The sequence below is a fragment of the Candidatus Cybelea sp. genome, from assembly GCA_036489315.1.
Classification (GTDB): Bacteria; Vulcanimicrobiota; Vulcanimicrobiia; order Vulcanimicrobiales; family Vulcanimicrobiaceae; genus Cybelea.
Window position 1 is genome coordinate 1 of the sequence record DASXFZ010000009.1, and the last position, 13,355, is coordinate 13,355.

At 64.2% G+C, this 13,355-nt stretch carries 17 protein-coding genes; 9 read left to right on the forward strand and 8 right to left on the reverse strand.

Annotation, left to right across the window (positions count from 1 at the left end; all coding sequences use genetic code 11):
- Positions 1-1,068 precede the first annotated feature (1,068 nt).
- Positions 1,069-1,236: a hypothetical protein gene (locus tag VGG51_01360; protein HEY1881671.1), complete on the forward strand. Its 168-nt coding sequence runs from the start codon at positions 1,069-1,071 to the stop codon at positions 1,234-1,236.
- Entirely contained in the window at positions 1,233-1,454 is a 222-nt protein-coding gene (locus VGG51_01365; protein HEY1881672.1) for a hypothetical protein, read from the forward strand. Before VGG51_01360 ends, VGG51_01365 begins: the two co-directional genes overlap by 4 nt.
- On the opposite strand, the gene VGG51_01370 is transcribed toward VGG51_01365, so the two are convergent.
- The 3 genes from VGG51_01370 to VGG51_01380 form a co-directional block, all read right to left on the reverse strand.
- Complete coding sequence (locus tag VGG51_01370) at positions 1,451-1,888, reverse strand: hypothetical protein (GenBank protein ID HEY1881673.1); 438 nt, start codon at positions 1,886-1,888, stop codon at positions 1,451-1,453. The genes VGG51_01365 and VGG51_01370 overlap by 4 nt on opposite strands.
- Positions 1,889-1,894: 6 nt before the next feature.
- Positions 1,895-2,623: a hypothetical protein gene (locus tag VGG51_01375; GenBank protein HEY1881674.1), complete on the reverse strand. Its 729-nt coding sequence runs from the start codon at positions 2,621-2,623 to the stop codon at positions 1,895-1,897.
- Positions 2,624-2,773: 150 nt separating this feature from the next.
- Positions 2,774-3,025 (reverse strand): hypothetical protein, encoded by a 252-nt coding sequence (locus VGG51_01380; GenBank protein ID HEY1881675.1) that lies wholly within the window; start codon positions 3,023-3,025, stop codon positions 2,774-2,776.
- Between the two features lie 121 nt (positions 3,026-3,146).
- Here VGG51_01380 and VGG51_01385 point away from each other — a divergent pair, with 121 nt between their 5' ends.
- A complete protein-coding gene (locus tag VGG51_01385; protein HEY1881676.1) occupies positions 3,147-3,473 on the forward strand; it encodes an STAS domain-containing protein in 327 nt (108 codons plus the stop codon).
- Positions 3,474-3,537: 64 nt separating this feature from the next.
- On the opposite strand, the gene VGG51_01390 is transcribed toward VGG51_01385, so the two are convergent.
- The 3 genes from VGG51_01390 to VGG51_01400 are packed head-to-tail and all read right to left on the reverse strand — an operon-like array spanning position 3,538 to position 6,121.
- Positions 3,538-4,728, reverse strand: a complete 1,191-nt coding sequence (locus tag VGG51_01390; GenBank protein ID HEY1881677.1) for a serine hydrolase domain-containing protein — start codon at positions 4,726-4,728, stop codon at positions 3,538-3,540.
- Positions 4,728-5,492: a hypothetical protein gene (locus VGG51_01395; protein HEY1881678.1), complete on the reverse strand. Its 765-nt coding sequence runs from the start codon at positions 5,490-5,492 to the stop codon at positions 4,728-4,730. The genes VGG51_01390 and VGG51_01395 overlap by 1 nt, the downstream gene beginning before the upstream one ends.
- Positions 5,486-6,121 (reverse strand): hypothetical protein, encoded by a 636-nt coding sequence (locus tag VGG51_01400; GenBank protein ID HEY1881679.1) that lies wholly within the window; start codon positions 6,119-6,121, stop codon positions 5,486-5,488. The genes VGG51_01395 and VGG51_01400 overlap by 7 nt, the downstream gene beginning before the upstream one ends.
- 109 nt (positions 6,122-6,230) lie before the next feature.
- Between VGG51_01400 and VGG51_01405 the strand changes: the two genes are divergently transcribed.
- From VGG51_01405 to VGG51_01425, 5 genes are read left to right on the forward strand one after another with little or no spacing between them, the layout of a single operon-like run.
- The gene (locus tag VGG51_01405; GenBank protein ID HEY1881680.1) at positions 6,231-7,169 is read left to right on the forward strand and encodes a hypothetical protein; all 939 of its coding nucleotides are present in this window, start codon (positions 6,231-6,233) and stop codon (positions 7,167-7,169) included.
- Positions 7,166-7,930 carry a DUF4129 domain-containing protein gene (locus VGG51_01410; GenBank protein ID HEY1881681.1) on the forward strand — a complete coding sequence of 255 codons (765 nt, stop codon included), beginning with the start codon at positions 7,166-7,168 and terminating at the stop codon, positions 7,928-7,930. Before VGG51_01405 ends, VGG51_01410 begins: the two co-directional genes overlap by 4 nt.
- The gene (locus VGG51_01415) at positions 7,876-8,883 is read left to right on the forward strand and encodes a DUF4350 domain-containing protein (protein HEY1881682.1); all 1,008 of its coding nucleotides are present in this window, start codon (positions 7,876-7,878) and stop codon (positions 8,881-8,883) included. The genes VGG51_01410 and VGG51_01415 overlap by 55 nt, the downstream gene beginning before the upstream one ends.
- Complete coding sequence (locus tag VGG51_01420; protein HEY1881683.1) at positions 8,880-9,836, forward strand: MoxR family ATPase; 957 nt, start codon at positions 8,880-8,882, stop codon at positions 9,834-9,836. The genes VGG51_01415 and VGG51_01420 overlap by 4 nt, the downstream gene beginning before the upstream one ends.
- The gene (locus VGG51_01425) at positions 9,829-11,178 is read left to right on the forward strand and encodes a DUF58 domain-containing protein (GenBank protein HEY1881684.1); all 1,350 of its coding nucleotides are present in this window, start codon (positions 9,829-9,831) and stop codon (positions 11,176-11,178) included. The genes VGG51_01420 and VGG51_01425 overlap by 8 nt, the downstream gene beginning before the upstream one ends.
- Here VGG51_01425 and VGG51_01430 read toward each other — a convergent pair.
- Positions 11,156-12,148: a stage II sporulation protein M gene (locus VGG51_01430; protein ID HEY1881685.1), complete on the reverse strand. Its 993-nt coding sequence runs from the start codon at positions 12,146-12,148 to the stop codon at positions 11,156-11,158. The two genes, VGG51_01425 and VGG51_01430, sit on opposite strands and share 23 nt — an antisense overlap.
- A gap of 44 nt (positions 12,149-12,192) precedes the next feature.
- Here VGG51_01430 and VGG51_01435 point away from each other — a divergent pair, with 44 nt between their 5' ends.
- On the forward strand, positions 12,193-12,927 hold the full coding sequence (locus tag VGG51_01435; protein HEY1881686.1) for an RDD family protein: 735 nt from the start codon (positions 12,193-12,195) through the stop codon (positions 12,925-12,927).
- A 17-nt stretch (positions 12,928-12,944) separates the two neighbouring features.
- Here VGG51_01435 and VGG51_01440 read toward each other — a convergent pair whose 3' ends face one another.
- The gene (locus VGG51_01440; GenBank protein HEY1881687.1) at positions 12,945-13,355 is read right to left on the reverse strand and encodes a VOC family protein; all 411 of its coding nucleotides are present in this window, start codon (positions 13,353-13,355) and stop codon (positions 12,945-12,947) included.

The window sequence follows — 13,355 nt, forward strand, 5'->3', positions numbered from 1 at the left end:
GCAGCAGCAGTACCAGCAATACCCGCAGCAGCAGTACCAGCAATACCCGCAGCAGCAGTACCAGCAATACCCGCAGCAGCAGTACCAGCAATACCCGCAGCAGCAGTACCCGCCCTATCCTCCTCCTCCGCTCCCGCCGTGTTATCCGGGCTGCTAACCTCGCGCCGCCAACGCTGCCGCGATGACGCCCGCCCAGCTAGGCCTTTGCGGCTGAGCGGCGAGCGAGCAAACCGAACGCTCGCCACGACGTGGCGAGGCCTTCGGGCCAGAAAACGGTTCTCTATCGAGTCATGGGTGGAAACGCTCCTGCCGGCACAACCAACGTCGGCGGCGGTCAGAGTGATGGAACGGTGTACGTCACCACTCTGTGCGTTTGGGCAGTCAGCGGGCGCTAGTGAACGCTAAAAATGAAATCTCTTCGCCTTGAGGTGCCGTACAGGTTGTAATCGCACGCGCTGCGGTCGACGCTGCCGTTAGGGGCATCATCTACGGCCTCGGGAGCACGCGCCCGATCTAAGACTTTCGCGGTGGCCATCATACTAGTTCAACTTTCCAATCTTGCGGTTGTGTCACTTCGATCGTTACTACCGGAACCAGCCGGTCGAGGTTTCGAAAAACGCCAAATTCTCGTGTAAGTTGCTACTTTTGCCGGTTTTTAGCCACGGTTCTCAAGAATCGAGGTCCTTCGCCCTGAATCTCGAATAAGAAAAGAACGCCTCCGATTTGGAGCGGCGCTGCTCCTGACCCGGGAGCCGATAAGAGTAGACATCATCGAACCCACAGCACCGGTCAAGAAGCGTACGAAAGTCGCAAAGACGTTCGAGCCGCACGAGCATTTTGGAAGTCCGCTGAATATTTGCCGTATTTGCGGCGAGAAGTACGTATACGTTCAGAGACCGGACTATCCGATTCGCGATAGTCATAAGTAACCGTTCGCCGCAAGAGCGAAATAGGCCGATGCGCTCGTAGAAGGCGGCATTCGGTGCTAGCGCGTTTGGGGCCAAAGGGCCTTGAAGACGCCGTGCCGCGGGAGTAGGCTGCAGGTACAGGATGGAGGCCGACCCCCCAATGGAGATATCCACCACCGTAAACCGCGTTCCCGCCTACTCCGATAACATCGAGGTGGGCCTCGACATTTACAGGGCAGTGACCATCGTCGAGGTCAGCAAAAAGGCGTTCCACGACCAGGTCGACGGGAATTATTGGTCGGCGGACTTCAGCGACACCTTCTCATGACGAAGCTGACGGTGCTCACCAACGATGCGGGAACCATCGTCGCTGCCCACGTCGGCCGCACCGGCGCGTCATCTCGGAATGGATCCGTCATAATGATCGGAGCGGCCCAGCCCGGTCAAAAGCTTCACAAGACGGAGTTCGAGATGCCCCAGATCACTTCACTGAGCGAACTCGAACGCTTTCACAAGGAGCTCGCTAAACATCTCTCCGCTGCCTAGAGATCGCCAAAGTGAAAGCGCAGCGTACCGTCTGCGTTCTTGGAAATCGTAAGCTGCTCGCGCCCGCCGTCCATCACGATACGGGTCGTGCGCGTGCGGAGGCAATGCCGGCCGTGCGCGGCGGGAGGATCGTCATAGTCGAGGACGCGGGAAAAGGCGTAGATCGTCCGCCCGAAACTCGTTCGCTCGAAGTGCAGCACGTAGGCCCGGCAGTACGCCGCCCCTTCGGAATAGATCGCGAGCCGATCGCCGTTCCCATACGAAATCAACGCGCAGAGGTCCGTCGTATAGCAGCGGCTGACGGCCGCGGCGCTGCGGCCGTCGGCGAATGTCACCTCCTGCGAAACCGGCGACGCAAATGACGGCGCGGCAAAGCCGTTGGGCATCATGAGGATGCGCGCGGACTGGCGTATTACGGGCGTCGGGGGATGCATGGTCGGCTACGGACTCTTTGATGCGGGGCACGCCGTAACCGATGTGGTTTCACTGCGAGCACCCGTGTAGTTGGGCGTCCCGCTGCCCGTAGCTCCCGCAACGACGTACTGCTTGAAGAGCTCCGGCGTGCCGGCGGGATCGGAATTTTGAAATTCCGGCACCGGTACGGACAGCGGCTTTACGAGAAGACCCCCGTTGGCACCAAACTGCGAGTACGCCGCCGCACTCCACGCCCAACGGACCGTAACGCCGGGGCGCGAAGCGCTAAACGTTGCCGTCCAGGTAACCGGGCCGCTATGGCCGGGAATGAACGGTTCGGGTGCCCGGTAGGGCATGCCATCAAAAAAAGCTTCGGGAACCTGCGCCGGCGCGTAGGTGACCGACCACGAGGTGTTGCCGACCCACCACCTCTGCGGTGCGCCGGCTGCCGGGTCGATCGTGATCGTGCTGTCGGGCATGTCGATGACGTACGGCCACAGTCCAAACGTGATACGCGACTGCCGTACGTCGATCCGAAGCGGCGCGACTGCCCGCGTACCGGCACTCTGAATGCCTTCGAGCACGCCAGAGAACCAGATTGTCGAACCGGCGGGGATATGCGTCTGGCCGAACTGGTTGAAGAGCACGCGAATGCTCGACGTGCAGGGGCTCGCGCCTTGTTGGGGGCCCATTTGTGCAGGGGCGTCGGCGCCGAGAGCCGCGATCAGCGCGATAGTCGCAACGGCAGGCAGCATTCGTAAGCTAACCATCCACCCTCCGGACGCCTCGATTACACCTCGTCTCAACGCGGTGTTCGATCAAAGCATTCGATGCCGAAGGCGCATCTCCCAGGCCGAGATCGGCCCGGTCAGGGGCAACGGGCAGTGCTGCCGGCCTCGCCCGCGCTAATGCGTCGCTGAGAGCTCTACCTTGACATCGACAAGTCCGGGGAACATCGTTTCGCTCCCCGGTTGCTGCGCGATGACGTCTTGCACGTAGCGCGACAAAGACGCGGCGTCGACGGCATGGCCCTGCTGCACTTCCGAGTCGCCCGCGGCGTCGTAATGGACGACCAACGTCTTTCCATCGAACGAGGATAACGTTAGCCCGCGTTCGGCTAGCAGTGCGGTGAGCTTCGTTCGAACATCTGCTTCCATCGGCTCTAGTCGTTTCCGCGAAGCGCGGCGTTCTAAACCGGCGCAACGGCCGCTTGGCCTCCCAAGTGCCTGGCTGCTGGCCGGAGGGCTTCAAACCAAGCCTGTTTAAGCCAACGTGCCTATGATTCTAATTCGGCTCGATGAGCCTGAATGGGATATTTCCACGGCCGGCAAACTGCGCGAGGCGCTCGCCTCGGCGCGCCGGGAGCCCAGCGTCGTCATCGACATGAGCAACGTCACGTACATCGACTCCTCGTGCCTGTCGATCCTCATGGCGATGTATCAGGAGCGGGTCATCAAGAAGCACTTCGCAGCCGCGCATTTCGCCGCTCCGCCCTACACCGTACGGCGGCTCTTTGAGATCACCGGCTTTGACGCGCTCTGGCCGCTGCACGAGCGGATCGAAGATGCGATGAAGGCCGCCCAAGCCGAGGAGCCTTCACGTTAACGGCGGCTCGCTTCGGTCGCCTTCACGGCGCGTTGAAGGCACACGAAGTCTCTAGAGTTTTACTTTACTGCGGGTCGGGTGAAGGGAGCGTACCCGGCGCGACCGCATCGGCGAGCGCGCGAAAGACTTGTGTCGCACCGAGGCCGGCACCGCCTTTTTGATCGTACGCGGCGGCCGTGTTTGTCGCCTCAACGGCGATTGTCACCCTCTGCGCCGGGAGATAGCCCACCGCTCCGGATGCACCCGCAAACCCCAAGGTTTGTGTAACCCACGGACCGGAGAAGATGACGCCGAGCCCGTAGCTCAGCGCGAGGTCGTTCTTCCGGCACGCCGGACAGTTCGGCTGCGGGTGTCCGAAGCCGATCAGCTTCGGCGTGATCTGCGCGGCCGACGACGCCGGCGAGATGAGCTTCCCCGTCCCGACCGCCTCCAGCGAAATGCTGAGATCGGTGATCGTCGTCGTTTCGACCGCCTGGTCGATGGTCGTCCACGAAGGATTCCAGTAGGTCGACTCTTCGAAGAACGGGATCTTCGCGGCGATTCCGAGCGTCTCACGCCGTTCCGAGGTAAACGAGTGCAATACCGGCTGCGGGATCGCCGGCGTCTTGTTGCCGCTCGTCTCCTTGAGCCCCATTGGATCCAAAACGTATTTCTGGAGCGCATCGATGAGCGGCATGCCCGCGATCTTCTCCAGCACCCGGCCCAGAATCACGTAATTGGTGTGCGAGTATCCCCAGTTTGTCCCAGGCGCGAACTGCAGGGGTTTGCTGACGCCGATCTGGATCAGCTCCTCCGGCGTCCACTGACGAAACGGATCGAGGTATAAACCGTTGAGCAGCTCGTCCTGATAGACGTAATCGGCGTAGCCCGACGTCATCCGCGCCAGGTCCGCAAGCGTGATGCGATCGGCGTCGGGAAGCTCTGGATAGAATCGGGAAAGCTTCGTGTCGAGCGTCACCTTCTTCTGATCGCAGAACTCCAGCAGCAGCGTCGCCATGTAAGTGAAGGCTAGCGCGCCGTTGCGAAAGTGCATATCCGGCGTGGCCGCAACGCCGGTCATCGACTCGCCAAAGGCGCCCGTGTAGATGTTATTTCCGTCCCGCCGAACCTGTACGATCGCGGCCCGCAGATGATTGGCCGCCATCGAGCTGCGAACGATGCTCTCGATGGCCGCGGGAGAATCGGTACCTGCGGCGCGTGCCGCATACGGCGTCAGGAGCGCGAGCAACAAGGCAACGGCGCTCGCGGCGCGCATCACGGTTTCGGTGTCGCGGGCGGCCGCGCGGATTTCATCGAGTCGTGCTTCAGGCTGAAATCGTACTTTGCATGGCTGGCCTCGTCGCCGCCGGTCGTCACTACGTCATCGTGAATCAAGGTCGGCACCTCCATCGTGCGGTCGTACGTAATCATCACGTCCGACGTTTGGTTATCGAAGCCGCCGTTATGCAGCGTCATCTTCTTGACTTCGTGGACCACCGCTCGTTGCTGGCTCGCGTCGACCAGCGTAAAATCTTCCGTCGTCTCGAACTGATCGGACTGCTCCGTGCGCTCCCACTGCCCTTGCGCGTTCCACGGCGCAGCGTCTACGAACTGTCGACCGAGATAGCTCAGCAATACCCACTCGGCCTGGCTCGGCGAGGGCGTCGAGGGACACAGCACCGAGGTGTTTCCATAGACGCTGCAGCTAAAGGCCTGACGAGGGCGCGCATCGCCCCGCACGAGCTCGGCGATGCGCACGACCAGCGCCCCGTCCGGCGCGACCGAGAGCACGTCGACGTACATCGTCCCGCTTCCGCCCTCCGGCGTGGCGATGTGGCCTCCCTTGTCGACGGTTTGCACGCCGCTGCCGCCGGGCTCGACGGCGTAGTTCTGCACGCCCTGCACGCCGACGCTGAACGTATACTCCAGATGACGCAACGGCTTGCCCGGCGTTGGAGTCGGTCCCGGGCTGAGCGCGGGAAGGGGTGTGGGGCTCGGCGTGCTTAGCGCGGCCAGGCCGAAGAGGAAGAGCGCTAACACCCCGTCAGCAGTTCGATCGAGACGAGACGATCTTGGCGGAAAAAGAAACTTTGGAACTGTCCGCACGCATCGCCGCTGGGTTTGGACGGCGTTCCGCGCATCGTCGTGTAGGAAAGGGTCATCATGCCGGAACGCTCTTTCGCCGCGTGCGGCTTCGCCGCCCCGTAGATCTTCTGCACGGCCGAGCGGCTCATCCCCAGCGACACGCCGCGCATCGTGTGAACCGCGTGCAGGTCCATGGCGGCGACGGGTGCCGGCGGCCGCGTGACGCCTTGCGTCAGCGCAAAGCCGCGCCACGCGCAGCATCCCTTATCGTAGAGCACGATTCCGTGCGCGGCGTCGTAGAGAATGTTGACCTTCTTCGGCTCGGGCGTACTGTATGAAAACGACGTCCCATTTTTGACCAGCGGGCAGGCGCTGCCGGGATAATAGAAGCTCTGCTTCTTCTCGGCCGGCGTCGCGTTGCCGCAGACGAAGTAGTCGTACGCCGAGGACGCGGCCGCCTGTCCGTTGGCCCAGGCCGTGAAGCCCGTATCCGGATCGGGAAGCCACGCGCCCAACGCGTTATTCGACGCGCCGGCCGCGACGGCGGCGACGCCGGACAGAGCCGCGAAAGCGACCGCGAGCATCGTTTGTTTTGCGAAAGGCAGCATTCTGATACGGGAATTCTGCGACGCCGCCGAACATCCGCCTCGCCCTCCCGGGGGGATTCGAATCTCCTTGCCAGAAGGCGCGCGCGTGGAGCTTCGACCACTGGGCTTCGGCGAAATTTTCGACCGGGCCGTTACGCTCTATATTCGTAACATCGTGCCGTTCGCCGGCATCGTCATGGTCTTGATCCTGCCGCTGTCGATCTTGCAGTACGTTCTGGATCGCAGTTCCCAGCCGCAGCTCGACCTGATGACCAAGGTTCTGGAAAATCCCGCACACGCTAAGGTCGAACACGTTCCGACGATTTTGGATTCCCCGGCATCGGTCGCGGCGCTCGGCATCCTTCTCTTCATCACGTATCTCTTCTGGCCGTTCGCGCTCAACGCGGTCGCCGTCGGCGTCGCGAGGCTTTATCGTAACCGGCGCGTCGAATTTCGCGCGTGCTACGAGGCAGTGCTGGTGCGCTGGCGCCAGATCATCGCACTGCTCTTCTTTCAGTTGTTCGCCTTCCTGGCTTGGTATCTCGCGGTGATCGTCATCGTCGTGGTGATCGTCGTCGTCGTGATCGCGCTGGGCGCAGCCTCGAGCACCTTCGCGTTTTGGTTCGGCTTCGCTGCCGGGCTCGCCGGCTTCATCGTAATGGCTCCGTTGCTCGCGCCACTTGCGGTCTCGCTCGTCTTTGCGATGTACTCGGCGGTCATCGAAGAGTGCGGCGTTGGCGAATCGCTCCGGCGAGGCTTCGCGCGCGTCTTCAACCGCACCGAGTTCTGGCGTGCGCTGCTCTTCTCGATCGCCGCCGGCGGTGTCGTGCTGGGAGGCTCGATGATGCTGGGAATGCTCGGACTAGTGGCCGCCTTCGCCCACCAGCCGGCCTTGGAGGCCATCATCGAATCGCTTGCTCGCGCCACGCTTGCGCCGTTCGGCGTGGTGCTGCTCGCGATCTACTACTTCGACGTACGCATTCGCCGTGAAGCCTTCGATCTCGAAACCTCGCTCGATCGTTTGACCGGCGCGCAGCCCGCGTGATTCTCGCGGTTGCGGCCGCGGCTGCACTTGCGACGCCATCGCGAGAAGCGCTGATCTCGCGCTGGCTGCAGGCCGATCGGTCGCACAAGGCGGCGCAGCTCGATTCTCCCCGTTCAAACACGCGCGCTCCGGTGGGCCTTCGCGCGATCGCCCAGCGCGAGTTCGCCATTGCCGGCCGATACCGGCTGAGCGAACCGCCTCCTGCACCGCCGGAACCCGAGCCGTGGTGGGTGCGCACCTGGCAATGGCTGCGCGATCGCTGGGATCAGTTCTGGCGTTCGATCTTCGCCCACGCCCACATCGGCCGCCGCGGCGCCGCGGCTATCGGCGACGGCGTGCTCGCAATCGTCGCGGCCGCGCTGCTGCTGGTCGCATTTCTTCTCCTGCGCAACCTGCCGTTTCGCCGGGCCGTAAAGCGAGTGGTAAGCGAACCCCTGGCGCCAAGTACCGATTCGGCGCTGCTCTATGGGGAAGCGTGCGGCGCCGCCAACCGTGGAGAGTACGGAAATGCGGCGCTGTTGCTCTTCGCCGCCACCGTTGCACTGCTCGAGCGCAGCGGCACGGTGGCGGGGAAGCGCAGCGCAACCGTCGGCGACCTGCGCCGGCAACTGCGCAGCGGATCCGCGACGCTCGTCCCACCCTTCGATGCGGTCGCCGCTGCTTTCACGCAGAAGGCATACGCCGAACGCAGCGTCGAGGCGGCGCAATGGGAGCGCGCGAGAGACGCGTTCGGCGCACTGCGACAGGGGGTGCGAACATAAAAGCACGTCTCGACGTCGCAGTCGTCACCGGCGCGGCCCTGATACTGATCCTGTTGGCGTATGCAAATACGACCACGCCGCATCAACCCGTTTCGGTCTTCTCTACCTTCGATACGGGGCCGAACGGCTATCGCGCGCTCTACGAAGTGCTGCGCACGGCCGGAGTACCGGTACGGCGCCTCGAGCGCGTCGTCGCGGTTCTCGATCCCTCCATAAAGACGCTGGTCGTTACCGGCTACGAGAGCGACCCTTCGGCGAAGCACCTCGACCAGCACGACGCCTCGGCAATAAAGCGCTTCGTCGAAGGCGGCGGCCGATTTGTGGCGATCGACACCGATTTTGCGGGACGCAACGACATAACGCCCGGCGTTGGAACGAGCCGTCATGCAATGGCCGCGACGGCGATCGCCCTCGCGCGCAACGCCTATACCGCCGGCGTACGCCGCGTGCTCGGCCCGGTGAGTTCGGTCTTTCCCTTCAGCTCTGCGCGCGGAACACCACTGCTCGCCAACGATCGCGGCATGGTCGCGGTCTCCTACCGGTTCGGGCGCGGCGAAGTCATCGCGGTCACCGCCCCGCAGCTCTTTGGAAACCGGCACCTGCGCGACGCGGATAACCTGCGTTTCGCTTACAACACGATCGCCAACCACGGTGCCGCCGCTTTCGACGAATACGTTCATGGTTACGACGACGGCTTGACGATGTGGGGTGCGCTGCCGCAGCCCGTTCGCGCAGCCTTCTGGATCGTCGTGGCGATCGTCGTCCTGGCGCTGGTCGGCGCCAACGTGCGTTCGGCGCCGCCCTACCTGCCCGCGTTTCTCGACGAGCGCGACTCGTCTTCGTACATTGCGGCGATGGCGGAGCTGCTGCGCCGCTCACGGACCCGGCCCAGCGATGCGGCCGCGCTGCACGAGGCAGTTCTGGCGTACCGGCGGCGAAAGGAGCACGCGTGAACAGTAACGTTAGCGAGATCGCCGGCCGCGTGTCGGCCGGCATGGATCGTGTTTTGGTCGGTGCGGAACGCGTGACCACCGGTTTGACGATCGCGCTGCTCGCGCGCGGACACGTCTTGATCGAGGGCGTGCCCGGCACGGGCAAGACCCTCGCGGTGCGAGCGCTCGCGCTGCTGCTGGGCCTGCAGTTCCGGCGAATCGCCTTTACGCCGGACCTGATGCCGTCCGACGTCGTCGGAACGACGGTCTTCAACCCGCAGACCGCGGAGTTCACGACGCGCACCGGGCCGATCGTCGCCAACGTCGTGCTGGCCGACGAAGTGAACCGGACGCCGCCCAAAACGCAGTCGGCTCTGCTCGAAGCGATGGAGGAAGGGCGAGTGACCATCGACGGCGTCTCGTACCCGCTGCCGCAGCCGTTTCTGCTCTGCGCGACCCAGAACCCAATAGAGTACGAGGGCACCTATCCGCTGCCCGAGGCCCAGCTCGACCGCTTCACCGTCAAGGTCGAGTCTTCGTATCCGCAGGAGGCGCAGGAACTCGAGCTGCTCGCGCGCGCTGCCGCCGGGTTCGATGCGCGCGCGCTCGAGTCGTCGGATATTGCGCCGGTGACCAACGCGGCCGAGGTGATCGATGCGCAGCAGGCCGTGCGGCGCGTCCATCTCTCCGATGCCGTGCGCGACTACACGTACCGCATCGTCGCGGCGACACGCGCCAATCCGCGCCTAACGCTCGGTGCGTCACCACGCGCCGGTATCGGCCTGCTGGCGGCATCGCAAGCAGCGGCCGCCATTGCGGGACGCGACTTCGTCACGCCCGACGACGTCAAAGACGTCGCGGACTTGGTGATTCCGCACCGATTGATCGTTGCGCCGGACGCCGAGATCGAGGGTATCTCGGCGCGCGACGTCGTCAAAGAGATCCTCGCGGCGCTGCCCGTACCTCGTGAGTAGATTCACCCCGTGGCTCCCGGTATGGGTCACGGCGCGCTTTCTCTGGATCTTGGCGGCGATCGCACTGCTGCTGGCGTGCGCCCCCGGCGTCTCGCTTTTCCTGCCGCTGGCGATCGCGCTAGGAGCGGCACTCGCGGTTGCGACGCTCGTCGACGCAGCGATGGGGTCGCCCGCAAAACTCGTTTCGGTCGTCCGCACCGCGCCCGCGCACTTCGCGCTGCGCGCGCGAGCCGAGCTTTCGTATACGATCGAGAATGCCTCAACGCGATCGCTGCGCATCGGCATCATCGAGACGCCGGTTGTTGCGCTGCGCTTCGATGTCGACGAGCTCGCCGGCGAGGTGCCGCCCCGTAGCCGCGCGCGGCTCGTACGCCCGGTGACCCCGCTCTCGCGGGGTGCCGACGAGCTCAAAACGATGTACGTTTGGTACGAGAACCCTATCGGGCTCTTGCGGCGCCGGCGGCGGATCGAGGCATCGACGGAGATCCGCGTCTATCCAGATCTCTCCGCCGTCGAACGGTACGGCGCGCTTCACGTCCGCAACCGCGTCATCGAGGCAGGATTGCGCCGCATGAAGCTTCGCGGTGCCGGCACCGAATTCGAATCCCTGCGGGAATGGAGCGACGGCGACGCCTTCCGGACGATTGATTGGAAGGCCACGGCGCGGCGCGGGAAGCTGATGGTCGCGCAGCATGAAGTCGAGCGCAGTCAAAGCGTCATGCTTTTGCTCGACTGCGGGCGGCTCATGACGGCGCGCATCGGCAGTGCGCCCGGCGCACTCCGCAAGCTCGATTATGCGGTAACCGCGGCGCTCTCGCTGGCGACCATCGCCGGCCTTGCAAGCGATCGCGTCGGGCTCGTCGCGTTCGCACGCGAGATTCTTGCCGCGCTGGCCCCCCGTTCGACGCGCTCTTCGATCGCGCGCCTCTCCGAGGCGCTCTACGACGTCGAGCCGCGCTTCGAGGAGGCGAACTACGCGCGAGCCTTCGCCTATCTGCGCCACCACCTCCACAAGCGCTCGATGATCGTCTTTCTCACCGACGTCATCGATCCGATCGCCCAAGCGACGCTGATGGCCGAGGTCACCTCGCTTGCGGCACACCACCTGCTGATCTGCGTCTTTATGAACGACGCGGCGGTAAATACGGCGCTTGCGAACGAGCCCGAGAGCGTGGGTGAGGCCTATCGCGCAAAAGTTGCGCTCGGCCTGGCGGGAGAGCGCCGCGTTGCGAAGACTATTTTGGAGCGCACCGGGGCGATCGTGATCGACGTTCCCGCAACCTCGCTGACGACGGCGCTGATCGACGAGTATCTGCGCGTTAAGCGGCGCGGTCTTCTATAGGCACCGGCTCCGCTCGGCGCCCCGCACCGGAAAAGTACGCGGCCAGCGCCACGGCGGTAACGAGGCCGACCGCGATGCGAATCGCCGGCGGCAGCCGTCGCGGCGAGACGAAGGCTTCGATCGTGCCGGCCACGACGAGCATCGAGGCAACGCCCACAATCAGCGTGCCGGCACGGCGCGCGTTAGCCGCGATCGCGTCACGGCGCCGCAGGCGCCCGGGGTAGAGCACCCCCGCGACGATCAGCAGACCGGCGGCGCCGGCAATCTGAATCGCCGTCAGCTCGATAACTCCGTGCGGCGCGATCGTAGCCCAGAAGTCGGCACCGAATCCGGCATTGGTAAAAAGCGCCGCGAGCCCGCCGAGCATCAGCCCGTTGAAGGCGATGATGTAAATGGTCAGCGCTCCGAGCGTCACGCAGCCGGCAAAAGCGACGATCGCGACCTTTACGTTGTTGGTGATGATCAGCGCGGACATCGCCGGCGCAAAGCTCGCATCGACCGCGAAGTTCGAGTCGTGAAGGCTTTTGCGGATCGCATCCGGGACGAGGCCTGCCGGCAGCAACGCGTAGACGTCGGCCGGGTGATTACGCACCAAGACGTAGGAGACGATCGCGCAGGCGACCGTCAGGGCGGTGCAAATCGCGACGTACGGGAGCGATCGCCGAAACTCCCGCGGAAAGACGGCCGCGTAAAAGTCTGAGATCCGGGTCATCCCGCTCTTGGAGCCCTCTGCGTAGACGAGCGCGTGGGCGCGCGCAACTAAGCGATTCAGATACTCGAGCAGCGGGCGGTCGAAGCCGCGGCCTTGCGCGTAGGCCAGATCGCTGGTCGTGGCCCGATAGAGCCGGCCGAGCTCCTCCATTTCGTCGGTTGAGAGCGAGCGTATGCCGCGGCGTCTGATGCGCGTAAGCAGCGCTTCGAGCCGTTGCCACGTCTCGGACCGCCGCGCGATAAAAGCCCTCTGTGTCAAGCCTCCAAGGAGTTGGCGAAAAGCGGCCGTCGAACCTAGCTGCGGTGGATCGTACCGTCGACGTACGTACACCCGAGAGTATCGCGTTCAGCTACGAGCTCGCCGGGCTCGGCAGCCGTTTCCTCGCGCTCATGGTCGATCAGGTGATCCAGATCGGCATCCTGATTGCAATCTTCCTGGGAATCGTTCTCGCGGCGTCGCGCGTGCCGGACCGTCACGTCATCGCCGCGACCTCCGATAAGGTTGCGGAAAGCGCGGCGATCGCGCTCATTGTGGCGGTCGTCTTCATCGTCATGTTCGGTTACTTCATCGTCTTCGAGGCGCTCTGGAACGGGCAGACGCCCGGGAAGCGGCTTCTCGGTCTACGGGTCGTGCAGGATGGAGGGTATCCGATCGACTTCGGCGCCTCGCTGATCCGTAACCTCATTCGCGTCGGCGAGCAGATCGTCGGCTATTACATCCTCGCGGCGATCAGCGCACTAATCTCGCCGGAAAACAAACGGCTCGGCGACCTGGCGGCGGGTACGATCGTCGTGCGCGATGCGGGCCTGGTCGAGCCGCGCGATCTGCCGCTTCGCCGCCAGGAGCCGGTCTACGCCGCAACGGCATATCTCGACGGCGACGAACGCGCCATCATCAAGCGCTTCATGGAGCGCCGCGACGCCCTTCCCCCGGAGCGGCGCCGAGAACTCGCTGCGCGGCTTGCGGCGCGCGCACGCGCCCGCGTGCCGGCGGAGCTTGCCGCCTTGGATGACGAAGCTCTTTTGGAGCGTCTCTAAGGATCGCGCGAAGGGCGTTATAGCGGGAGAATTAGTTCGATTTGGTTGCCGGAGGGATCGCGGATGTAGAGGCAGAGGCTGCGGCCTTCGAGTCCCTCTTCACTGCGCTCTTCGACGACGGCAACGTCGCGCGCAGCGAGATGTCCACGAAGCGCGCTCTCGTCGCAGAGCCCGAGGCGTAACGCGATGTGATCGACGTTTCGCCCACCCGCGCCGCCGGGGCGCCCCCAACGCCCCTGAGGCGACTTTGTGTCGACCAGATCGATGTGCGACCGCCCGACGCGCAACTGCGCCATCGCGTAATCCGGCAGCCGCGACTCGAGGACCGCGCCCAGGACGCCCTCGTAAAACGCCAATGACTCATCCATGCCCTGCACCAGCAGCAGCACGTGGTCGATGGCATCGATGGCGAAAGGCGGGCGAGTCAT

Coding starts and splice junctions, on each gene's coding strand:
- VGG51_01415 (HEY1881682.1), top strand. CDS start 7,876: ATGGGAGCGCGCGAGAGACGCGTTCGGCGCACTGCGACAGGGGGTGCG.
- VGG51_01365 (HEY1881672.1), top strand. CDS start 1,233: ATGACGAAGCTGACGGTGCTCACCAACGATGCGGGAACCATCGTCGCT.
- VGG51_01440 (HEY1881687.1), bottom strand. CDS start 13,355: ATGACTCGCCCGCCTTTCGCCATCGATGCCATCGACCACGTGCTGCTG.
- VGG51_01360 (HEY1881671.1), top strand. CDS start 1,069: ATGGAGATATCCACCACCGTAAACCGCGTTCCCGCCTACTCCGATAAC.
- VGG51_01370 (HEY1881673.1), bottom strand. CDS start 1,888: ATGCATCCCCCGACGCCCGTAATACGCCAGTCCGCGCGCATCCTCATG.
- VGG51_01400 (HEY1881679.1), bottom strand. CDS start 6,121: ATGCTCGCGGTCGCTTTCGCGGCTCTGTCCGGCGTCGCCGCCGTCGCG.
- VGG51_01375 (HEY1881674.1), bottom strand. CDS start 2,623: ATGCTGCCTGCCGTTGCGACTATCGCGCTGATCGCGGCTCTCGGCGCC.
- VGG51_01380 (HEY1881675.1), bottom strand. CDS start 3,025: ATGGAAGCAGATGTTCGAACGAAGCTCACCGCACTGCTAGCCGAACGC.
- VGG51_01385 (HEY1881676.1), top strand. CDS start 3,147: ATGATTCTAATTCGGCTCGATGAGCCTGAATGGGATATTTCCACGGCC.
- VGG51_01390 (HEY1881677.1), bottom strand. CDS start 4,728: ATGCGCGCCGCGAGCGCCGTTGCCTTGTTGCTCGCGCTCCTGACGCCG.